The 22,522-nt window shown below is 63.6% G+C and carries 18 protein-coding genes; 6 read left to right on the plus strand and 12 right to left on the minus strand.

Annotated elements, in window-relative coordinates:
• Positions 1 to 51 precede the first annotated feature (51 nt).
• Both recA and alaS read left to right on the plus strand, forming a co-directional pair.
• Complete coding sequence (recA, locus tag ACO06R_RS09940) at positions 52 to 1,131, plus strand: recombinase RecA (protein ID WP_421848792.1); 1,080 nt, start codon at positions 52 to 54, stop codon at positions 1,129 to 1,131.
• A gap of 179 nt (positions 1,132 to 1,310) precedes the next feature.
• Positions 1,311 to 3,971, plus strand: a complete 2,661-nt coding sequence (gene alaS / locus ACO06R_RS09945) for an alanine--tRNA ligase (RefSeq protein ID WP_421848795.1) — start codon at positions 1,311 to 1,313, stop codon at positions 3,969 to 3,971.
• 9 nt (positions 3,972 to 3,980) lie between these two features.
• Here alaS and ACO06R_RS09950 read toward each other — a convergent pair whose 3' ends face one another.
• Positions 3,981 to 4,802: a hypothetical protein gene (locus ACO06R_RS09950; protein WP_421848798.1), complete on the minus strand. Its 822-nt coding sequence runs from the start codon at positions 4,800 to 4,802 to the stop codon at positions 3,981 to 3,983.
• A 184-nt stretch (positions 4,803 to 4,986) separates the two neighbouring features.
• Here ACO06R_RS09950 and cckA point away from each other — a divergent pair, with 184 nt between their 5' ends.
• Positions 4,987 to 7,536: a cell cycle histidine kinase CckA gene (cckA, locus tag ACO06R_RS09955; RefSeq protein ID WP_421848801.1), complete on the plus strand. Its 2,550-nt coding sequence runs from the start codon at positions 4,987 to 4,989 to the stop codon at positions 7,534 to 7,536.
• 9 nt (positions 7,537 to 7,545) lie between these two features.
• Here cckA and ACO06R_RS09960 read toward each other — a convergent pair whose 3' ends face one another.
• The 4 genes from ACO06R_RS09960 to ACO06R_RS09975 all read right to left on the minus strand — a co-directional run bounded on the left by ACO06R_RS09960 (position 7,546) and on the right by ACO06R_RS09975 (position 8,960).
• Entirely contained in the window at positions 7,546 to 7,740 is a 195-nt protein-coding gene (locus ACO06R_RS09960) for a hypothetical protein (protein WP_421848804.1), read from the minus strand.
• Positions 7,741 to 7,824: 84 nt separating this feature from the next.
• Positions 7,825 to 8,019 carry a hypothetical protein gene (locus tag ACO06R_RS09965; RefSeq protein ID WP_421848806.1) on the minus strand — a complete coding sequence of 65 codons (195 nt, stop codon included), beginning with the start codon at positions 8,017 to 8,019 and terminating at the stop codon, positions 7,825 to 7,827.
• A gap of 169 nt (positions 8,020 to 8,188) precedes the next feature.
• On the minus strand, positions 8,189 to 8,506 hold the full coding sequence (locus ACO06R_RS09970) for a hypothetical protein (protein ID WP_421848809.1): 318 nt from the start codon (positions 8,504 to 8,506) through the stop codon (positions 8,189 to 8,191).
• A gap of 289 nt (positions 8,507 to 8,795) precedes the next feature.
• On the minus strand, positions 8,796 to 8,960 hold the full coding sequence (locus ACO06R_RS09975; RefSeq protein ID WP_421848812.1) for a DUF3563 family protein: 165 nt from the start codon (positions 8,958 to 8,960) through the stop codon (positions 8,796 to 8,798).
• 176 nt (positions 8,961 to 9,136) lie between these two features.
• Here ACO06R_RS09975 and ACO06R_RS09980 point away from each other — a divergent pair, with 176 nt between their 5' ends.
• Positions 9,137 to 9,277, plus strand: coding sequence for a hypothetical protein (locus tag ACO06R_RS09980; RefSeq protein ID WP_421848815.1), 141 nt, complete (start codon positions 9,137 to 9,139; stop codon positions 9,275 to 9,277).
• Positions 9,278 to 9,299: 22 nt separating this feature from the next.
• Here ACO06R_RS09980 and ACO06R_RS09985 read toward each other — a convergent pair whose 3' ends face one another.
• The 7 genes from ACO06R_RS09985 to ACO06R_RS10015 form a co-directional block, all read right to left on the minus strand.
• Complete coding sequence (locus tag ACO06R_RS09985; RefSeq protein ID WP_421848817.1) at positions 9,300 to 10,061, minus strand: metallophosphoesterase family protein; 762 nt, start codon at positions 10,059 to 10,061, stop codon at positions 9,300 to 9,302.
• Positions 10,058 to 10,798 (minus strand): gamma-glutamylcyclotransferase, encoded by a 741-nt coding sequence (locus ACO06R_RS09990; RefSeq protein WP_421848820.1) that lies wholly within the window; start codon positions 10,796 to 10,798, stop codon positions 10,058 to 10,060. Before ACO06R_RS09990 ends, ACO06R_RS09985 begins: the two co-directional genes overlap by 4 nt.
• A 666-nt stretch (positions 10,799 to 11,464) precedes the next feature.
• Positions 11,465 to 12,646 (minus strand): acetate/propionate family kinase, encoded by a 1,182-nt coding sequence (locus ACO06R_RS09995; protein WP_421848823.1) that lies wholly within the window; start codon positions 12,644 to 12,646, stop codon positions 11,465 to 11,467.
• 8 nt (positions 12,647 to 12,654) lie between these two features.
• On the minus strand, positions 12,655 to 14,031 hold the full coding sequence (locus ACO06R_RS10000) for a bifunctional enoyl-CoA hydratase/phosphate acetyltransferase (RefSeq protein ID WP_421848826.1): 1,377 nt from the start codon (positions 14,029 to 14,031) through the stop codon (positions 12,655 to 12,657).
• Positions 14,032 to 14,041: 10 nt separating this feature from the next.
• Positions 14,042 to 16,396 (minus strand): DUF3141 domain-containing protein, encoded by a 2,355-nt coding sequence (locus ACO06R_RS10005; RefSeq protein WP_421848830.1) that lies wholly within the window; start codon positions 16,394 to 16,396, stop codon positions 14,042 to 14,044.
• 4 nt (positions 16,397 to 16,400) lie between these two features.
• The gene (fabI, locus tag ACO06R_RS10010; protein ID WP_421848833.1) at positions 16,401 to 17,165 is read right to left on the minus strand and encodes an enoyl-ACP reductase FabI; all 765 of its coding nucleotides are present in this window, start codon (positions 17,163 to 17,165) and stop codon (positions 16,401 to 16,403) included.
• Between the two features lie 134 nt (positions 17,166 to 17,299).
• Positions 17,300 to 17,770, minus strand: coding sequence for an Lrp/AsnC family transcriptional regulator (locus tag ACO06R_RS10015; protein ID WP_421848836.1), 471 nt, complete (start codon positions 17,768 to 17,770; stop codon positions 17,300 to 17,302).
• A gap of 188 nt (positions 17,771 to 17,958) precedes the next feature.
• Between ACO06R_RS10015 and ACO06R_RS10020 the strand changes: the two genes are divergently transcribed.
• A complete protein-coding gene (locus ACO06R_RS10020) occupies positions 17,959 to 21,426 on the plus strand; it encodes an indolepyruvate ferredoxin oxidoreductase family protein (protein ID WP_421848839.1) in 3,468 nt (1,155 codons plus the stop codon).
• 94 nt (positions 21,427 to 21,520) lie between these two features.
• The gene (gene paaA / locus ACO06R_RS10025) at positions 21,521 to 22,513 is read left to right on the plus strand and encodes a 1,2-phenylacetyl-CoA epoxidase subunit PaaA (RefSeq protein ID WP_421848842.1); all 993 of its coding nucleotides are present in this window, start codon (positions 21,521 to 21,523) and stop codon (positions 22,511 to 22,513) included.
• Positions 22,514 to 22,522: the final 9 nt, after the last annotated feature.

The raw sequence follows: 22,522 nt of genomic DNA on the forward strand, positions 1-22,522 counted from the left end.
GATTTTTCGGTTTGCGCGCCGTACGGCGATAACCTAAGGGTGAGGGAACTCATGGCTCAGAACAGTTTGCGTCTCGTCGAGGACAATCAGGTGGACAAGTCAAAAGCACTGGATGCGGCGCTGTCGCAGATCGAACGGACCTTTGGCAAGGGTTCGATCATGCGGTTGGGGGCGAACGAGCAGGTTGTCGAGATCGAGACCGTGTCGACCGGTTCGCTGGGCCTCGATATCGCGCTGGGTATTGGTGGTTTGCCGAAGGGGCGGATCATCGAGATCTACGGGCCCGAAAGCTCGGGCAAGACGACGCTGGCGCTGCAGACGGTCGCCGAGGCGCAGAAGAACGGCGGCATTTGCGCATTCGTCGATGCCGAACACGCGCTCGACCCGGTCTATGCGCGCAAGCTGGGCGTGGCGCTGGAGGATCTGCTGATCTCGCAGCCGGATACCGGCGAGCAGGCGCTCGAAATCGCCGACACGCTGGTGCGTTCGGGAGCCTGTGACGTGCTGGTGATCGATTCGGTCGCCGCGCTGACGCCGCGCGCCGAGATCGAGGGCGAGATGGGTGATTCGCTGCCCGGTCTTCAGGCAAGGCTGATGAGCCAGGCGCTGCGCAAGCTGACCGCGTCGATTTCCCGCTCCAACACGATGGTGGTGTTCATCAACCAGATCCGCATGAAGATCGGGGTGATGTTCGGTTCACCGGAGACCACGACTGGCGGCAACGCGCTAAAGTTTTATTCCTCCGTTCGCCTCGACATTCGCCGCATCGGTTCGGTCAAGGACCGCGACGAGGTGGTCGGCAACCAGACCCGCGTCAAGGTGGTCAAGAACAAGATGGCGCCGCCCTTCAAGCAGGTCGAGTTCGACATCATGTATGGCGAAGGCGTTTCGAAGACCGGCGAGTTGATCGATCTGGGCGTCAAGGCCGGGATCGTCGAGAAGTCGGGCGCATGGTTCTCCTATAACAGTCAGCGTCTTGGCCAGGGACGGGAGAACGCCAAGCAGTTCCTGCGTGAAAACCACGCCATCGCCGACGAGATCGAACTGGCGCTGCGCCAGAATGCCGGCCTGATCGCCGACCGGTTCCTGGAGCAGGAAAAGGGTGATGACGACGAGGCGGCGGAAGGCTAGGCGCCGCTACGTTCGCGCAGTGAGCGGAAAACGGACCGGTCGCTTCTCAGCGGCCGGTTTTTGTTTGGCTTGCGCGATGAATGGCGGGCCTTGGTGTCCGATTGGCTGGACAGGACGCCTCGCGATTGGCTATGGCAGTCGCGCTTTCGCGCCATCGGCGCATCTTTGGGCAGGTTTTCATGAGCAGCGTCAACGACATCCGCAAGGCATTTCTCGACTATTTCGGCCGCAACGGGCACGAGATCGTCGCTTCCAGCTCGCTGGTCCCACACAACGATCCGACGCTGATGTTCACCAATGCGGGCATGGTGCAGTTCAAGAACGTATTCACCGGCTTGGAGAAGCGCGGATATTCGCGCGCGGTGACCTCGCAGAAGTGCGTTCGCGCCGGCGGCAAGCACAACGACCTCGACAATGTCGGCTACACCGCGCGCCACCACACCTTTTTCGAGATGCTCGGCAATTTCTCGTTCGGCGACTATTTCAAGGAACAGGCGATCGAACTTGCCTGGAACCTGATCACGCGCGAGTACGGCCTGGATGCCGGGAAGCTCTTGGTCACCGTCTATCACACCGACGACGATGCCTTCGACCTGTGGAAGAAGATCGCGGGCCTCGATGACCGCAGGATCATCCGCATTCCGACGCATGACAATTTCTGGGCGATGGGCGAGACCGGTCCTTGCGGACCGTGTTCGGAGATCTTCTACGATCACGGCGCGGCGATTCCCGGCGGCCCTCCCGGCAGCCCGGACGAGGATGGCGACCGTTTCATCGAGATCTGGAACCTCGTCTTCATGCAGTTCGAACAAGTGACGACCGAAGAGCGCATCGATCTGCCGCGCCCGTCGATCGACACCGGCATGGGGCTGGAGCGTATCGCCGCCGTGTTGCAGGGCGAGCACGACAATTACGACATCGACCTGTTCCGCAACCTGATCCGCGCATCGGAGGAACTGACCGGGACAAAGGCAGAGGGCGAACGTCAGGCCAGTCACCGTGTTATCGCCGATCACCTGCGCGCCACGAGCTTTCTGATCGCCGATGGGGTGCTGCCGTCGAATGAGGGACGCGGCTATGTGTTGCGCCGGATCATGCGCCGAGCCATGCGTCATGCCGAGTTGCTCGGTGTCAAGGATCCGCTCATGCACCGGCTCGTTCCCTATCTCGTTCAGGAGATGGGCCAGGCCTATCCGGAACTGGTGCGCGCGAATGCGTTGATCACCGAGACATTGCATCTTGAGGAAACGCGTTTCCGCCGCACGCTGGACCGTGGCCTGACGCTGCTCAACGAAGCGAGCGTCGGGCTTTCGGCGGGCGACGCGCTCCCGGGCGAGACCGCGTTCAAGCTCTATGACACTTATGGCTTCCCGCTCGACCTGACGCAGGATGCGCTCCGTCAGAAAGACATCTCCGTCGACGTCGATGGTTTCAACGCGGCCATGGAGCGGCAGCGTGCCGAAGCGCGGGCCAAGTGGACCGGTTCCGGAGACACTGCCACGGAAGCCGTCTGGTTCGACATTCGCGACAGGCATGGCGCGACCGAATTTCTTGGCTATGACAAGGAGAAGGCCGAGGGCGTGGTCTGTACTCTGGTCCGTAACGGGGGCGAAGTGGCCGAGGCGAAGGCTGGCGACGACGTCGCGGTGGTGATGAACCAGACGCCGTTTTATGGCGAATCCGGCGGCCAGCAGGGCGATCGCGGGTCAATGCGCGGCGAGGGCGCCGTCATCGAAATTACTGATGTGCAGAAGAAGGCCGATGGCGTGTTCGTCCATTTCGGCACGGTGACGAAGGGCGGTCTGACGCCTGGCATGGCGCTGGAACTGGAAATCGATCATCAGCGGCGCAGCCGGCTGAGGGCCAACCATTCGGCAACCCACCTGATTCACGAGGCGCTGCGCGAGGTTCTGGGCACCCATGTGGCACAGAAGGGTTCGCTGGTTGCCGAAGAGCGGTTGCGCTTCGACTTCTCGCATCCCAAGCCGATGTCGGCGGAGGAGTTGGCGCGGGTCGGCGACATCGCCAACGAAATCATCCTGCAGAACGCTCCGGTCACGACCCGTCTGATGGCGCTCGACGATGCCATGGAGACCGGCGCCATGGCGCTGTTCGGCGAAAAATACGCCGACGAGGTTCGCGTTGTATCGATGGGCACGGCACCGCATGGCGACAAGGCCGGCAAGACCTATTCCGTTGAACTGTGCGGCGGCACCCATGTGGGCGCAACCGGCGAAATCGGCCTCGCCGAGGTGGTGGCCGAAACGGCGGTGGCGTCCGGTGTCCGGCGGATCGAGGCGCTGACGGGCGATGCGGCACGCAAGCATCTTGAGACGCAGGACGCGCGCGTGCGCGCTATAGCCGTATCGCTGAAGGCAAGTCCCGACGACGTCGTCGCCCGTGTCGATGGCCTCGTTGAGGAACGCCGCAAGCTGGAGCGCGAATTGACGGAAGCCCGCAAGGCGCTGGCATTGGCCGGTCCGTCGGACGGCGCTGCCTCCGGTCCGGAGAGTGTCGCCGGCGTTGGTTTCATCGGCCGGGTGGTCAACGGCGTGTCGCCGCGCGATCTCAAGCCGATGGCGGATGATGCAAAGCAGTCTGTCGGCAGTGGCGTGGTGGCGTTGGCCGCCGCTTCAGAAGACGGCAAGGGCAGCGTCGTGGTGGCGGTGACTTCCGACCTGACCGAGCGCTACAATGCGGTCGATCTCGTTCGTGTGGCTTCGGCCGCGCTCGGCGGCAAGGGCGGTGGCGGGCGGCCGGACATGGCGCAGGCAGGTGGTCCGGATGGCGCCAATGCATCCGCCGCAATCGACGCCGTACGTGCCGCGCTGGAGGGCTGACGCCGGGTTCTACTTGTCGCTGACAAGTTCGCCGAGCAGCTTTTCCATCTCGTTCTCCAGCGTCTTGTCATCCATGCCGTCCCCTTTGGGCTCAGCGGTTTCAGGCGCAATCGGTTCCGGTTCATCGGCTTGATGATCCAGCGGGACCGGTTCTGCCGGTGCCGGCTCGGCGGCGGCGGTTTCCTGCAGAGAAGCCTCTTCGGCGACAGGTGTCTGGCTGTCGGCTTCGCCGGATTGCCAGTCATCCTGCATGGGCGGCATTTCGACGACGGGTTCTGCGCGCGCCGGGCTCTCGGCGGCGGTGCTGACGGCCGGTGCGGCCGCAGCGACTGCAGCCACAGCGGCGGACTTGTTGTCCGTTGCCTTTCTTCCCGACCAACCAAGCGATCGGCGCGGGGCGTCCTTCGCCGGCGTCGGTTTCTCGGCGGTTATCGGGGCAGCAACACGCGGCTCGGTTTGCGGTGGTGCAGCGACAACGGGTGCCGAAACGGCGGGCTCAGCGGCGACCATTGGTGTCGTGGCGACCGCGACCGGCATTACCTTTCCGATGTCGCGCTCGACCACCAGATCGTTGTAGCCGCCAATCATCAGGAGATGCTCCACGTCGTCGCGCCGGACAAGTACGATACGGCGATGTTCGTCTATGACGGCTGCGTCGACGATGGCAAGGCGCTGTTGCTGTGTGCGCGGGCCGGCAAACACCCTGCGCGGTGCACGCCGGAGCCAGAACCGAAGCATCCAAAGGACGATCAGCAGAGCGGCGGCGGCGGACCCGTAGAACACATAGTCGACGAACTGGTCGCCCACGAGGCCGTCAAGAATTTCAGGCATTTCGAACTCCCGGAAGGGATTGTAACCGCGAAAACATCGCTGAAGGTGTTAGCAACGGTGCTTGGGAATGACAAATTTCCCCGGCAGGGCTTCCACCGATTCCCCGTTTGTGATTCAAACCAAGAACAAATCAGGGGCCGCAATGCGGCAGCACCGGGAAATGGCGGAAGCCGGAAGCGCTTAGATGGCTGCAGATTTCGATGTACTCGGTCAGGATGGCAAGCGACCGGGAGCCGCGGTCAGACTGGTCATTCTCGGCATCGCATCGCTCGGCGCGGCAGCGTTCCTGTTTCTCTTTCGCGAAAATCTCGACGAGACTTTTCTTCTGGTCATGCTCGGCATCCTGGCGATGGTGGGCGTGTTCTACCTGTTTGCCTCCGCGATCGGATTTGTCCAGGTCGCGCGCGCCGGCAGGCCCGTTGATATTGGGCGCAGTCTCGCCGACTCGCTCGACGAGGGTGTCTGCGTGCTCGATGACAAGGGTACGATCGTCTATGCAAACCGGGCCTATGCCGAGCTGACCGGCGCTGACACGGTTGAGGACCTGAACGCTCCGGAAGCGGTACTGTCGCGTCACGACGATGCCGCCAACGCGGTCTACCGGATTGCCAACAACGTCATTCGCGGGCTCGAGGCGAATGAGGAATTCCGGCTGCAAGGAGGCTTACTGTCGTCGGTCGGCGAACCACGGTGGTATCGTGTCAGCACACGCTTCCTGACCGTACCCGGCCGCGACGCGGCATTGCGTGTCTGGCGCATTGCCGACACCACCGCGGAACGCAACGACCAGGAGCAGACCTTCCTCGAACTGCAAAAGGCGATCGACCATCTCGATCAGGCGCCCGTGGGCTTCTTCTCCGCCGGCGACGATGGACGGCTTCTCTATATCAACGCGACGCTGGCGACCTGGCTCGGCGTCGACCTGACGACTTTCTCTCCGGGAACACTGTCGGTCTCCGACATCGTGGCCGGCGATGGGATCGCAATGATCAATGCCGTGCGCGCCGAGGCGGGATCGTCGCGAACGTCAATCATCGACCTGGAGATGGAGAAGGCCGACGGCATCGGCGTGCCGGTGCAATTGATCCATCGCGTCCATGCCGACCGCGAGGGGAAGCCCGGCCCGACCCGCACGATCGTGTTGAACCGCTCCGAAGAGATCGGCGGCAGCGACGGCCATACCGGATCCGAATTGCGCTTTACCCGCTTCTTCAACTCGACGCCGATGGCCATTGCGGCGCTTGACAACGATGGGCGCCTGCTGCGCACCAACGCGCCGTTCATGACGCTGTTCTCGTCGGTGGTCGAAGCCGATGCCGTGGAAGGTCACATCCGCTTCGAAGCGCTGCTCGACGATGCGGCGCGGGACCGGTTCCAGAAGGCATTTGCTGCTGCGCGCAACAACCAGGCGAAGATCGAGCCATTCGATACCATTCTTTCACCGGGCGGCGAGGAACGCCACCTGCGCGTCTTCGTCAATGCCGTGGCGGGCCAGTCCGCCGACGACCAGGAGGCGGAGGAGGCGGCCATCGTCTATGCGATGGACACCACGGAGCAAAAGGCTCTGGAAAACCAGATGGCGCAAAGCCAGAAGCTGCAAGCGGTGGGACAACTCGCTGGCGGTATCGCGCATGACTTCAACAATGTGCTGACGGCAATCATCATGGCTTCCGACCTGTTGCTTGCCAACCATCGACCGTCCGATCCGTCCTTCCCGGACATCATGAACATCAAGCAGAACGCCAACCGGGCAGCTTCGCTGGTCCGGCAGCTCTTGGCGTTCTCACGTCGGCAGACGCTGCGGCCCGAGGTGCTTTCGCTGACCGATGTGCTGGCTGACTTGCGGATGCTGCTGACGCGGCTGGTCGGCAATGGCGTCAACCTTCAAATTGAACATGGCCGCGACCTGTGGCCGGTCAAGGCCGATCTTGGCCAGTTCGAACAGGTGATCGTCAACCTGGCTGTCAACGCCCGCGACGCAATGCCGGAGGGCGGCAATCTTGTCATTCGCACCCGCAATGTCGGCATGGCCGAGAGCGAGACCTTCAGCTATCGCGGTTTCGATCCCGGCGAGTATGTGCTGGTCGAGGTCCAGGATGCTGGCACAGGCATCGCGCCGGATGTGCTGGAGAAGATCTTCGAGCCGTTCTTTACCACCAAGGAGGTCGGCAAAGGGACGGGCCTCGGGCTGTCGATGGTCTATGGGATCGTCAAGCAGACAGGTGGCTTCATCTACGCCGATTCCGAGCCCGGTGCCGGGGCGGCGTTCCGCATCTTCCTGCCGCGTCACGTGGCAACGGAAAAGGAGCGGCAGGAAGAAAAGCCGGAGCCGGAGGCGGCCGCCAAGTCACGCGATCTGTCCGGATCGGCGACGGTGCTCCTTGTCGAGGATGAGGACGCGGTGCGCATGGGCGGGGTGCGGGCGCTGACGTCTCGCGGTTACACGGTGCATGAGGCGTCTAGCGGCATCGAGGCGCTGGAGGTCATGGACGAACTGGACGGCGGCGTCGATATCGTTGTTTCCGACGTCGTCATGCCCGAAATGGATGGGCCGACACTGCTCACCGAACTGCGCAAGACGCATCCGAACATCAAGTTCATCTTCGTCTCGGGTTATGCCGAGGATGCGTTTGCCAAGAACCTGCCGGAGGACGCCAAATTCGGCTTCCTGCCGAAGCCGTTTTCGCTCAAACAGCTCGCGACGACGGTCAAGGAGATGCTGGAAGACGAATGAGTGTCGCGCTCAGGCAGCCTTCTGGCAGAGTTCCTGATGCGGTGCGGCTGTAATGCCGGACAGGGCCCTGAGTTCGTCGGCGCGGCGTTCCATGCCGTTGGCTTGCGCGGCGCGTCCCGATTGCCTGAGAAGCGCGGCCTGCTGCTGGATGGCGGTAGCGATGCGTTCCAGTTTCGTGATTTCGACCATCATGTCGTCTCGCATTTTCCCGATTCCATTTCCGGGTTACACAACTATTGAAGACAGCCTATGCTTGCGCGAAACTGGCGCTGCGAAAATGCCGTTGCGTTAACCGCGGCGGCGCGAAAGGCTCGCGATTTCAACTGGTTGTGCTCGCATCGCAGCGTGGCCGAGATGATTGAGTTCGATCGCTCTCAAAGCGATGGAACGGGCCTCGGCGATTAATCCTTGATGCTTCAGGAGCTTGGCTTGCTTGATCATCACGCGGGCAAGATCGAGCAGCAGGCTGCGGCGGCTGGACATGGCACAGGTCTCCTCTACCGTTGGTCCTGTCGGCGCGCCGCCTGCTTGCGACGGCGCGGCTGACGAAACATCGCCCGGATGGCACACAACCCGCAAGCAACGACTTGTCACGACTGCGTGACCCAATGGGCGCCAATGCCAGTCTATACGCCGGGTGCGGTGCGGTGGATCAAACGGCCTCACCGAGCAAGATCGGGACCTGTTCCCAGGAGTGGCCTGCCGCCACGACGCAGCTGGAGCCGTCGGCGCGGGTGATCAGGATCGTCCAGGTGCCGGTGGTCGACACATAAACTTCGACCACTGCCGAATCGCCGATAACGCCGATCGATGTCTGCTTCTCGGCGAACCGGTCGGACAGCGTCGATCGGATGTCGTCATGGGCACCACAGCGGCTGGGGTCCACGGTCTGCGCCTGGGCCGGGCCGGCAAGGGCGGCGACCAGCATTGCCGAACCGGCGGCGATCAGGTTTCGAAGATGTGCAGGCATGTGCTTCACCCTTTCTCCCGCACAAGGCGGGCTGGAGGTCAGGCCACGCGGGCGGGAACGTTTCTCTTCTCTTTCGTCACCGTTTTCTCCCTTAACGGAGCATGCCGCGGGTTTTCTGTCCGCCCCGAGAATGTGGGTGCCTGAAAAGCCGGTTTCCAGCGCATGCCGGACACGATGTGATCGCGCCGCGATCACGGCTGGCGGAGCGCCGGCGTGACCGGCAAACGAAAAAAGGGCGCCGCAACGGGCACCCCTTTTTCACACTGGAGGCTGAACTGGCCGCTGGGGCCTAGAAACCGCGAAACTTGCCGCGATCGATTTCGCGCATGCGGCGCTCGAGGTCGTAAAGCGAGGTCGAGCCGTTGAGATAGTCGTTTTCGACGTCGTTGCGCGACGGGCCCGACAGGGCGTGCGCGAAGCGATTGAACGCCTGGGCGAAACGGTTGCGTGCCATTGTTCTTCTCCTTCGTTTCCAGTCGCATAATGATGCTGCATTGCACAAATGTGCAGCCCGAATTTGTGCAATGCAGGCATGCGGTTTTGGAATACTTGCAGATTGACGCCTCGCAATGCAGCGCGGGCACGTCGCGGCAAAAATGCAGGCAAAAGCCTGAAACGGGAGAAACCGCCATGTCCGGCCAGTTGTTCATCCTCTTGTTCTTCCCCTCCATGTTCGTCTCGCTCGCCGTGTTCTTCATCGGAGTCAGCTATCTGTGGCGCACCGCGATCGAGGATCGCGAACAGCGGCGCAAGGCGGCGGGCGGCGCTTGATCGCGAGCGGCCGGCGCGCCAGTCACAGTAAAAGCGGCCTTGTCTCCGAGACGGCCACGGCGCCGTTCTCGCGTGTCGCCAGAAATCGCGGCGGGCTGTCGCCGGCGATGACCGCGCAGGTCAGGTGGCCAGAAAACACCGCGCCGGTGTCGACACCGATGCGGCTACGGACGATCTCCGGCAGCAGGCTCTCGGTCGGCGTGTGGCCATGCACCACGGTTTTTTCGAACGGTTCGGGCCAATCCAGAAACTCGCGCCTGATCCAGCGGGAAACCTCCGGGTCCTGGGCCGAAAGCGGCATCACCGGGTCGATGCCGGCATGGACGAAGACATGGCTTTCGGTTTCCAACAGCCAGTCGGCGTTGCGCAACGCCTCGACATGGCCGGCGAACTCGCCCGCGATATGCGCGGCGACGGCATCGATCTCCATTTCCACGCCGCAGCCATAGGAGGCGACGGTCGCCGCGCCGCCATTGGCGAACCAGGCGCGCGCCACGCGGGCGCGGCCCGTCCGGCCCTCGATGAAGCGCAGCATGAAATCCTCGTGATTGCCGAGGATCAGCCGCGAGCCGGGATAACGCGCCAGCGTGTCGATGACGAGATCCATCGCTTCGCGGCTTTCCGGGCCACGGTCGATGACATCGCCGAGGAAGACGACCAGCGGGTGCTCGCCCAACACCGCCGCGTCGGTCTCGATGGCGGCCAGCAGCGCATAAAGCAGGTCGCGCCGGCCATGCACATCGCCGATGGCGTAGATCGGCCGGCCGGTGGCGAGACGGCTCACGCCATGGTCGCCCGATAAGCCCGCACTTCAGCCAGCAGCGTCGACACATGTTCGTCGTCGATCTTCATGACGGTGAAGTGCTCGGCGAGGTTTTCCAGATATTCCAGGCTTGAGCCGAGCCGGCCCGTACCCGTGGCAATAAAGCGGACCTCATCGTCGCGCGAGATGTTGTCGCAGATAAAGTCCGAGTCATGATTGGCGATAAATGCGACCGCCTCGACCGGACCGTGATCGGTTTCCGCGGTCACGAAACGCGCCAGATAGGAGCCGGCGAGCATCTCGCGCCGGAACAGGATTTCGGTTTCGGCGTCCGCCGACGCGGCCGCGATACGAAACACCAAGCCGTTGCAGTGATCGCCGGTGTCGAGCGCGGCCATCAGGCCCGGTGCGTCGCGATTGCCACGGCCGCCGCGCGTGTCTTTCAGGCAGAAACGGCGCTCGTAGCCGGCCACCCGGGCGCGCCGCACTTCGGCGAACTTGAAACCGGGATTCCACATCAGCGAGCCATAGGCGAAGACCCAGATGTCTTTGTCCAGCCGCCCGGCCAGCGTTTCGCGGCGGATCGCCTCCCGCTCGGCGTCGCTGTAGCGCCAGGTCGCCGGCAACCCCTGCGCCATCATCTGCGCGTCGAGGGAGGCCGGATCGAAGGTGCGAAAGAAGGACCTCTCCGGATCTGTGATCAGATCGCGCAGCACGGGATGATGGATGAAGGGGTCGGCGGTTTCGGTCACGGCCATCGGTTGTCGCCGTTACGACACGGTTTGACAAGTCGGCTATGGCACTTTGATACGGCAAGATCTGACGCACGCCATCGCCACCGCGCCCCGTTTCCGAGACCGGATTGTTCATATTCTGGAAGACGGGCGGTCAAAGCATCGCAACGTCTTTTGAGTATAGCGATCCTCGGACCGCCCGTTCGGCGTTCTTGCAGCTTCGGTCGGCGGCCCGGAACTTTTTGTCCGGGAAAACAAGACTGCGCGCGCCGCTTCATGCCGCCCTGCCGTGGGGGTTCATCACCCAGGTGAGTGACCTGACACCGCCGCAGGCCCTTCGCGTTTAGCACTCGAAACGTTCCACTGGATCGTTTCACCCGCTTGCGCGGGACGTGCTTCACCTTCGGGCGTTCGTCGTTCCAATCGACAGTTCGTTGCCGATGGACCGACCTGCGGGCGAGCACTCCTCACCCCAGCAGGCACCGTCCCTCTTCCGGGTGGTCGGTTCTAGACCCGGCTTCCAAAAGAAGGCGGGGAGAATGATAAGGGAGGTTCGGGCGCGGTGGATAAATGAACGCGGGAAAACAGTGTCAGGCGTATTCTAAGTTGCTGCCAAGGCAGATTTATTTTCGGTTCACGTGCCGATTGCGACTGCTGCCCATCCAACCGGTGCCGTGTTCGCAACAGCAGTCAGGACGGATCGGGAGAGAGGAACCGGCGGCAATGGTTGGCGATCACCCGTTCTTCGTCGGCACGAACGATACGCACCTCGACGGCGGAACTGTCGGTCGAAATGCGCTCGTCGCAATTGGCGTTTCGCACCGCGTCGATCTCGATACCGAGCCATTCCATGTTCTCGCAGACGCGGCGGCGGATGCGCGCGGCGTTTTCCCCGATACCGCCGCTGAAGGCGAGAAGATCGACGCCGCCGAGTATGGCGGCGTGGGCGCCGATCTCGCGGCGGATGCGGTGGACGAAATAGTCGATCGCGTGGTCGGTTTCCGGCGTTGCAGCCGCCTCCAGAACGCGCAGATCGTGCGACAGGCCCGAAAGTCCCTTGAGACCGGACTCGCGATAAAGAAGCGTCTCGATTGCCGCCACATCCATCTGCATTTCGGTCATCAGATAAAGAACGACGCCGGGATCGAGCTGACCGCAGCGTGTGCCCATCGGCAGACCGTCGAGCGCGGTAAAGCCCATCGAGGAGGCGACGCTTCTGCCGGCAAGCGTGGCGCACATCGACGCGCCGTTGCCGAGATGGGCGATGATCGTCCGGCCGCCGGCGCGCTCCGGCGATACTGCCTGAAGGGTCTCGACGGCATGCTCATAGGACAGACCGTGAAAGCCGTAACGGCGAATGCCTTCCTCGTAATAGGATTGCGGCAACGCATAGGTGTCGGCGACCCAGGGGTGGGCCCGGTGAAAGGCGGTGTCGAAACAGGCGACCTGCATGGCGTCGGGAAACGCGGCGCGGGCGGCGGCGACAGCGGCCAGGTTGTGCGGCTGGTGAAGCGGGGCAAGCGGGTTGAAGCCGGCCAGTTCGGCGAGCAAGGCGTCGTCCAGCACGACTGGCGCGTCATGGTGCGGGCCACCATGCACAACCCGGTGGCCGATGGCGACTGGCCGCACGCCACCGGCCTTTTCCTCCAGAAAGCCCAGGATATGTGCGAGCGCGGCGGCATGATCGGCGGTTTCGCCGGGCGACAGCGCGTCATCGGCGACCGTCTCGCCGCCGGCCTTGGCGATCAGATGCGGCGTGGCCCCAAGGCCTTCGATCTGGCCGCGCAGGCGCGCATCGTCCGCATGGTCTGCCTCGAAAAGCGCGAACTTGACCGACGAGGAGCCGGCATTGAGCGTCAGAATGTGTTCCATCGGTACCGTTACTGTCCGCCCTTGATCCGCCAGTCGCGATAGAGTGCGGCAATCGCGCAGGAGGCCAGGCGGGCCTTCTCGCCGTCGGAACGGCTGGTCAGGATGATCGGCACCGACGCGCCAAGGGCAACGCCGGCGGCTTCGGCATGCGCCACGAAAGCCAGTTCCTTGGCCAGCATGTTACCGGATTCCAGATTGGGCACAATCAGCACTTCTGCCCGGCCGGCAACGAGGGAGGTGATGCCCTTGGTCTTGGCGGCCTCGACATCCATGGCGTTGTCCATTGCCAGCGGCCCGTCGACGATACCGCCACGAATCTGGCCCCGGTCGGCCATCTTGGAGAGTGCGGCGGCGTCCAGTGTCGACTGGATTTTCGGATTGACCGTCTCGATGGCCGACAAGACGCCGACCTTGGGTTGCTCGACGCCGAGCGAAAGCGCCATGTCGATGGCGTTCTGGGTGATGTCCACCTTGGCCTCAAGGTCAGGCATGATGTTCACGGCAGCATCGGAGACGATGAGCATGTGATCGAGCCCCGGCACGTCCATGACGAAGACGTGGCTGAGGCGCCGGCCGGTGCGCAGGCCGCCGTCCTTCTTGACCACATGGGCAAGCAGGTCGGAGGTGTGCATGTGGCCCTTCATCACCGCGCCGGCCTGGCCGGTATGGGCCAGTTCGACCGCCTTGGCGGCCGCCATGCCGTGATTTTCGGTCTCGATGATCTCGATGCCCGTCAAATCCTCGCCCTCGGCCCTGGCGGCGGCCTCGATTGCCGCGCGGTTGCCGATCAGGATCGGGGTGATGATGCCGTGTTTGGCCGCCAGCATGGCGCCGCCCAGCGAGTTTTCTTCCTCGGGCGCGGCAACGGCGGTGATCAGCGGTTCGAGCGCTTCGGCACGGTCGAGGAGCTTGTCGAAATGCTGGTGCTGCTGGACCAGCAGTTCCGGCATGTCGGTGTCCTCGATGCGCACCTTGCGCACCGGCGCCAGCACCTCGGCCATGCCCTCTGCGATCCGGTCGCCGCCACGGCCGGTGACGCGCGTGTCGAGCAGCACGATGTTGTCCGGTTTCTTCTCCTTGACCGTCACTTCGATGTTCAACTCGTCGCCGACATGGGCACGATCGAGGAAGCTGAGCGTCTGGGCGCGGTAGAGCGTGCCGGGGCCGGGCAGGATGTTGCCCAGAACAGAGGAGAACAGCGCGCCGATCCACATTGACGGGGCGACCGCCTCGAGGTTGTCGTGTTCGTCATTGGGCAGGTGCAACGGGTTCAAATTGCCCGACGCATGGGCGAAGACATAGAGGTCGTTGGCGGTGCAGACGCGTTTGAGCGACGCCGTGTCCCCGACCTGCAATTCGTCGTAGAGCTTGTTCTCACGGATCATGTCGGTTCCTCTACTCCGCCGCCTTGTTCATCGGTTCGGATCGCGCATGGCGGCCCGGCTCATGCGCCGACAATTCGTGCTCCGGATCGCGCCAACCCTGCGCCATGGTCATCAGCGTCGTTTGCAGGTGCTTGAACATGGCAATGGTCGGGGCGTCCATCTCGTCGAGCGGGCCGGCGATATCGAGGACGACGTCGAGCGCGCGGATGCGGTCGACATCGTCGCGCAGCATCTCGGGCAGGGCGTTGATCGCCTCCTTGCCGGCGAAATCGACGATCATCGTCTGCTCGTGGATCAGCCGGCTGCGGTCCTCCTCCGACATGGTGTCGAAGGGCGGGCGCGAATGCATCATCGCGTTGGAGCGCTCCAGCCGCTCGCGGCGAACCGACCCGCGCGCCCGCGCCAGGAGGATCAGCATGCGGATGATCGCCTCGGAATAACCGCCCTGACTGGCCTTCTGCAGGACTTCCCTGACCTGCGGCAGGGATTCCAGCGTCTGCACCCGGGCGGGCGTCTCGTCCTGCTGGGCATAGGCCTTCATCCACGGCGTGCCGTAGAGCGTGTGGAAGCTCATCTCGATCCAGGCGTCGCGGACGTCGCGAAACAGGTTCCAGTTCGCCTCGATGGCATCGGCGGCCATCGCCTCCAGCTTGGGGAACGGATTGACATCGGACAGTTCGGTGCGATTGGCGCGGACCTCTTCGGCGCGCTCGCCGATATCGTCGAGGAGCGGGTTCTTGCGCGAGAACGCCTGGATCTGCGAGCGCATGGGATGTGTCTCGCGCAGCTTGTCGGCGATTTCCGGCGTGATCATCGCCTTGAGGATCGGCCGCCATGTCAGTTCATAGGTCTTGACCGCCCATTCGGAGAACTTGGCGACGGCGGCGAATTCCTTTTCCTCCTCGCGGCCATCGTCGAGCTTCAGGATGTCGTCGATGGTGCGGCCCTCAAACGAGACGTGGAAGACGCCTTCGGCCTTCTCGATCTGCATCTCGTAGAGGCCGGGCGGCAGGGCCTCGATGGTCTTGACGACGCTGGTGATCTGCTTGTGCTGCTTGGAGGCGACCTGCGCCGAGACGAAGATGCCGAGATGACCGATGCTGTCATGCAGGGTGTAGACGATGACATGGCCCTTGGCGCGCAGTTCCTCGATGGAGCCGTAGAGGTCGGGGATCCAGTTGAGGGCCTGCTGCGGCGGGGTGATGTTGTCGCCATGGCTGGCAAAGACAACGACCGGCGCTTCGATGCGGGTCAGGTCGATGGGCGTGCCGTCGTCGAGGACCGCCTGGCCGCGGGTCAGCTTGTTGCCGACGAACAGGTTCTCGACGATCCAGCGGATCTCGGCTTCGTTCATGAAGTAGAAGCCGGACCACCAGCGCTCGAAGTCGAGGAAGCGCTTGGCACCCTTGTCGTCGGCGAAAAGGTCGTAGTTCTTGCGCCACCAGGTGCGCGCCGGGTTGAGCGTCTCGAAATTGTAGACGAGGCTGGCGCCGTCGAACTTGCCGCCGCCGAGGTCGGAGGCCATCAGGGCCGGCACCGCGCCGCCCATGACGCCGCCGAGATAGCGGAACGGGTTCTTGCCGACTTCGCCTGCCCAGTAGGAGAGCGGCGCGCCGGCGATGATCACCGGGCCGGTCAGGTCCGGATGGGTCGCGGCGAGGATCATCGAGGCCCAGCCGCCCTGGCAGTTGCCGGTCACCAGCGGGCGCGGCGCGGCCGGATGGCGCGAACGCACCTCGCGCATGAACAGCGCCTCGGCGGCGGTGACATCGGCAAGCGTCTGACCCGGCTCGGGCTCGGGATAGAAGATCACGAAATAGACGGGATGGCCGTCGCGGAGCGCCACGCCGACCTCGGATTCGCTCTTGAAGCCGCCAATGCCGGAACCGTGGCCGGCGCGCGGATCGATGATCACCCAGGGGCGGCCGTCCTCGCGCTGCGGCGGGAAACCTTCCGGCGGGGTGATGCGGACCAGCGAATAGTTGACCGGGCGGTCGAGTGCGCGGCCGTCGACGATCATCTCGTAGTCGAAGGCGAGCACCGGCTTCAGCCCTTCTTCCTCGCGGTCGAGCGCATTGTTGCCGCGGCGATAGAGCGTCTCGGCGAAGAGGACGGCGCGGTCGGCGCTGTCCTTGAGATAGTCCTGATAGTCCTGGGCGACGCGCGGGCTGACGAAGCCGGGCGCCATGTCGTGGAAAGCCTGGAAGCTGGCGCGAGTCGATTCCCACATCGACTGGGCGATGTTCTGGCCATGCTGCATGGCGAGGCTCTGCAGCATGCCCATCTGGTCGTAGCTCTGGTGCATGCCGTCGCGCATGGCTGCCGCCATGGCCTGGGAGGTGTCGGTGTTTTTTCTGTCAGCCATTGTCTCAACCCACGATGTGATATCCGCCGTCAATGTAGTGAACGCCGCCGGTGACGTTGGCGGCCTCGTCGCTGGCCAGAAAGGCCGCATAGGCGCCGACATCCTCGATGGTGGCGAGCTGATGGGTGGGCGCGCGCGACGCGGCTTGGGTCATCATCTCGTCGAAATGGGCGATGCCGCTGGCCGCCCGCGTTTTCAGCGGGCCGGGTGACAGCGCATGCACGGAAATGCCGCTGGTGCCGAGTTCGGCGGCGAGATAGCGCGTAACCGATTCCAGCGCGGCCTTGACCGGCCCCATGACATTGTAGTGCTCGACGACCTTTTCGGAGCCGAGGAAGGAGACGGTCATGCAGGTGCCGCCGGGCGGCATCATCCTTTCGGCGCGGCGCACCATGCGGATGAAAGAGCCGACCGAGACGTCCATCGCGGTGGTGAAGCCGGCGCGCGAGCAGTCGGTGACGCGGGCGTGCAAGTCTTCCTTGGGGCAGAACGCGATGGAGTGGAGGCAGATGTCGATCTGACCCCAATGCTGGCGGATGCTGTCGAAGAGCTGGCTGAACTGGCCGTCCTGGTTGACGTCGAGCGGCAGGATGATTTCCGCGCCCAGTTCCTCGGCAATGGGGCGGACATGCTTTTCGGCCCGGTCGTTCAGATAGGTGACGGCGAGCGACGCGCCCTGATCGCGAAACGCCTTGGCGCAGCCATAGGCTATCGACTGATCATTGGCGATGCCGATGACAAGCGCTTTCTTCCCGGATAGCGAGAACATGAAGGTCTCCTGAAGGATGACCTGACGTTATATTTGCTTCATGACAGTTACTTGTCAGCCGGCGTGGCAATTCGCCGCCTTTTTTATTTGTGACGGCTGGATGACGTTTGGGCGGGCGCTCCGGGAGGGGCACGTCAGACCGGGACTTCGGTGGCGTGCTTGACGCGCCTGAGCGCGAAGGTGGTGGCGGTCGCGGCAACGCTGTCATGTTCGAGCACGCGGCGCATCAGGATTGCTTCCAGATCGGCCATGTCGCGGACCAGAAGATGCAGCAGATAGTCCCATTCGCCGGTGATCGCGTAGACGGCGACGATGGTTGGTTCGAGCTCCATGGCGCGCTGGAATTCGCCGCGAGACTTCGAGTCCTGCGACTTCATGCGGACCTGACAGAAAGCGTCCGTTGCGCGACCGACCGATGCCGGATCGACCAGCCGCACATGTGGGCCGAGAATGCCCTGCTTTTCCAGTGCTCGTATTCGGCGCCAGCAGGTCGCCGAAGAGGTGTTGGCGAGCCGTGCGATCTCGGCAATGCTTTTCGAAGCGTCGCGCTGCAGCAGTTCGACGATGCGCCGGTCCAGTTCGGTCATGTGAAACGTTTGTTTCATCTACTTATCATTTTCGTTTCAAGATGCTCAAAATGGGCGCCTTAGCGATAAAGAAAGGACGGATATCATCAGGATATGATGTATCCTTTGGCTAGAGCGAAAACCGATCGCGCACAAGGCCCACCGATCATGGGTGCCGATTGTGGGCGCAATGCGCGGATATCGTCGCGCCATCGGGAGGATGCCGGTTGAACCAGACGCTATTGCCGAACCAGTACGAGTTGCTGGACCGCTATACGCGCCGCGAAGGGCGCGTGTTCCTGACAGGCACGCAGGCGATTGTCCGCATGGTGCTGGACCAGGCGCGGCGCGACCGGGCACGCGGACTGAACACGCGCGGTTACGTGTCCGGCTACCGGGGCTCGCCGCTGGGCGGTATCGATCTGGAAATGACGCGCCACGGGGATCTGGTCGAGGGCGCCGGCATCACCTTCCTGCCGGCGGTCAACGAGGAATTCGGCGCCACCCAGATGATCGGCACGCAGCAGGTGGAAACCGATCCGCACAAGACCTGCGATGCGGTGTTCGGGCTGTGGTACGGCAAGGGGCCGGGGGTCGACCGCGCATCCGACGCGCTGAACCACGGCAACGCCTATGGATCGTCGCCGACCGGCGGCGTGCTGGTGATTGCCGGCGACGATCATGGCTGCGTCTCGTCATCGATGCCGCACCAGTCGGATGTGGCATTCATGAATTTCTTCATGCCGACGCTCAATCCGGCCAATGTCGCCGAATACCTGCCTTATGCCGAATGGGGCTACGCGCTGTCGCGCTATTCGGGCATGTGGGTCGGCTTCAAGGCTATCTCGGAGACGGTGGAGGCGGGCATGTCGTTCGACCTGCCGGAGGACCGGGTCTTTGTGGCGCCGGACTTTGTGCCGCCGACTGACGGGCTGCACTATCGCTGGCCGGACTTGCCGGGGCCGCAGATCGAAGAACGGATGGAAGCCAAGAAGAAGGCCGTGCTCGCCTTCGCGCGGGCCAACCCCATCGACCGGGTCGAATGGGGGCATGCGGACGCCCGTTTCGGTATCGTGACGACCGGCAAGGCGCATCTGGACGTGCTTGAGGCGCTGCGGCTGCTCGGTATCGACCGGGAGCGGGCCGGCGAAATCGGTCTCGACATCTACAAGGTCGGCATGGTGTGGCCGCTGGAAGATGTCGGCGCACTGCAATTCGCCAGCGGCAAGCAGGAACTGCTTGTGGTCGAGGAAAAGCGCGGCATCATCGAGAGCCAGCTGAAGGAGTATTTCTACGACTTTCCCGGCCAGAAACCGGAGCGGATGGTCGGCAAGCGCGACGAGACCGGCGACAGGCTGGTGCCTTGGACGCACGAACTCGGCGCGGTGATGTTGGCGCGGATCATCGCCGCGCGGCTGGACCTGAATTTTCCGGAACTGGACCTGTCGCAGGCGGCGGCCTCGGTCGTCCCCGATCCGAGCCCGATCGCCGTCGCCGGCGCGGCGCGCACGCCGTATTTCTGTTCGGGCTGCCCGCACAACACCTCGACCAAGGTACCCGAAGGCAGCGAGGCGATGGCCGGGATCGGCTGCCATTTCATGGCGAGCTGGATGAACCGCAACACCTCGTCGCTGATCCAAATGGGCGGCGAAGGTGTCAACTGGGTGGCGCGGTCGAAGTTCAACGGCAACCGGCACATCTTCCAGAATCTGGGCGAGGGGACCTACTACCACTCCGGATCGCTGGCGATCCGGCAGGCGATTGCAGCCGGCACCAACATCACCTTCAAGATCCTTTTCAACGATGCCGTGGCGATGACCGGCGGGCAGCCGGTGGACGGCCCGATCAGTGTCGAGGCGATAGCCCATTCGGTTGTCGCCGAGGGCGCGAAACGCGTGGTCGTCGTCTCCGACCGGCCGGATGGCTTTGCGCGGTCGGACCTGCCGGCGGGCGTGGAGATCTTCGACCGCGCCGAGCTGGACCGGGTGCAGCGCGAACTGCGCGAGATCGAAGGCACCACGATCCTGATCTACCAGCAGACGTGTGCGACCGAGAAACGTCGACTGCGCAAGCGCGGCAAGCTGGAAGATCCGAAGCGGTTTGCGGTGATCAATCCGCTTGTCTGCGAGGGATGCGGCGACTGTTCGGTGGAATCCAACTGCCTGAGCATAGAGCCGCTGGAAACCGAGTTCGGGCGCAAGCGGAAGGTCAATCTCGACAGCTGCAACAAGGATTTTTCCTGCCTGAACGGCTTTTGTCCGAGTTTCGTGACGGTGGAGGGGGCGACGCTGAAGAAACGCGGCGCGGCCGGCAGCGAGGCGGAGCGCAAGCGGCTGGAAGGCGAGTTACCGGAACCGGAGATGCCGCCGGCCGATGCGCCGTGGGACATACTGGTCACCGGCGTCGGCGGGACCGGCGTGGTGACGGTCGGCCAACTTGTTGCCATGGCCGCAAATCTGGAGAACAGGGCGGCGAGCGTGCTCGACTTCATGGGCTTTGCGCAGAAGTTCGGCCCGGTCTTAAGCTATATCCGGATGGGCCGGCATGAAGGCGAGGTCAACCAGACGCGGATCGAACCGGCCTCGGCCGACGCGCTGATCGGTTGCGATCTGGTGGTCAGTTCGTCGCCCAAGGCGAGCCTGACCTATCGTCCGGGCGAAACGCGCGGCGTGGTCAACACGGCGCTGATGCCGACCGGCGACCTGGTGCAGAACCGCGATGCCGACCTGAAGGCCGATGCCCGCCTGGCGGCGATGCGCGAGGCCCTGGATGGCGATACCCTGAAGACGTTCGACGCGAATGCGTTGTCGAAGGCACTGCTGGGTGACAGCGTGTTCGCCAATGTGATGATGCTGGGGGCTGCCTGGCAGGCCGGGCTGGTGCCGCTTGGCCTTGCCGCGCTGATGCGGGCGATAGAATTAAACGGCGTCAAGCCGGAGATGAACAAGGCTGCGTTCGGCTGGGGCCGGATCGTCGCGCATGCACCGGAGGCCGCCGAGCGCGTGGCGGGCGTTTCCGCACACCCGCCGGCAACGATCACGGAGTTGATCGAACGCCGGGCGGCGTTCCTGACCGATTACCAGAACGCGGCCTGGGCGCGGTCCTACCTCGATTTCGTGGCGATGGTGCAGGCGGCGGAAGAAAAGGTCAGTGGCACGCCGGGGGCGCTGACCGAAGCGGCGGCGCGCGGATTGTTCAAGCTGATGTCCTACAAGGACGAGTACGAGGTCGCGCGCCTGCACAGCCAGACCGGCTTTGCCGAGACGCTGGCGCAGCAGTTCGAAGGCGATTACGCGGTCCGCTATCACCTCGCGCCGCCTTTCCTGTCGTCGCCGCTCGATGCGCGGGGCCGTCCGAGAAAACGCGAATTCGGTCCGTGGATCCGGCACGGCTTCCGCGCCCTTGCGGCGATGAAGCGGCTTCGCGGCACGCGGCTCGATCCGTTCGGTCGGACCGCCGAGCGGCGCATGGAGCGGGCGCTGATCGCCGAGTACCGCGATATTTTGCGCCGTCTTGCCGCCGGACTGACCACTCAGAACTTGAGCGAGGCGGCGCGAATTGCCACACTGGTGATGGGCATTCGCGGTTTCGGCCCGGTCAAGGAGGAGGCGGCCGCGAAGACACGAGGGGAGATGGCGCGAGCGCTGGAAAACTACAATGCACTGGCCGGATCGGCGGGCGATGCCCTAAATTGATCTGGATCACTGCGGACGGCGCCTGCTTGCCGTCATTTATGGAATTGAATAGCGGCGCGCCGTCTGCCGGACGCGCCTTGGGAGGAAATCGACGATGTATGCACAGCTGGTCAAGACGGCCGGTACGGGCGTGAAGACGCGTGAGGAAATGACCGACCAGGAACGGGCATTCCAGGACCGTATCGATAACGACATCAAGATCGAGCCGAAGGACTGGATGCCGGACGACTACCGCGCGACACTGATCCGCCAGATCGGCCAGCACGCGCATTCGGAGATTGTCGGGCAGTTGCCGGAGGGCAACTGGATCACGCGGGCGCCGACGCTGGAGCGCAAGGCGATCCTGCTGGCCAAGGTGCAGGACGAGGCCGGCCACGGGCTCTATCTTTATTGCGCCGCCGAGACGCTGGGTGTCAGCCGTGACGAGATCACCGAAATGCTGCTCGACGGGCGCATGAAGTATTCGTCGATCTTCAACTATCCGACGCTCAACTGGGCCGATATCGGCGCGGTCGGCTGGCTGGTCGACGGCGCGGCGATCATGAACCAGGTGCCGCTGCAGCGCACCTCCTACGGGCCTTACTCGCGCGCCATGATCCGCATCTGCAAGGAAGAAAGCTTCCACCAGCGCCAAGGCTACGACATCATGATGAAGATGGCGCAGGGCAGCGCGGCGCAGAAGCGCATGGCGCAGGATGCGCTGAACCGCTTCTGGTATCCGTCGCTGATGATGTTCGGCCCGTCGGACAAGGACAGTGTGCATTCCGCGCAGTCGATGGCGTGGAAGATCAAGATCAACACCAATGACGAACTGCGCCAGAAATTCGTCGACCAGACCGTGCCGCAGGCCGAATATCTGGGCCTGACGGTGCCGGACGAAAACCTGACATGGAACGAGGAGAAGGGCGGCTACGACTTCTCCGAGCCGGACTGGTCGGAGTTCTTCGCCGTCATCAAGGGCAACGGTCCCTGCAACCGGGAGCGCATGGCCGACCGTAACAAGGCGTGGGACGACGGCAAGTGGGTGCGCGACGGGCTCTTGGCCCACGCCCGCAAGAAGGCGGCGCGCAAAGCCGTCGCCGCCTAGGAGGATAGT

It is taken from the genome of Oricola sp. (genome assembly GCF_965230365.1).
Lineage (GTDB): Bacteria > Pseudomonadota > Alphaproteobacteria > Rhizobiales > Rhizobiaceae > Oricola.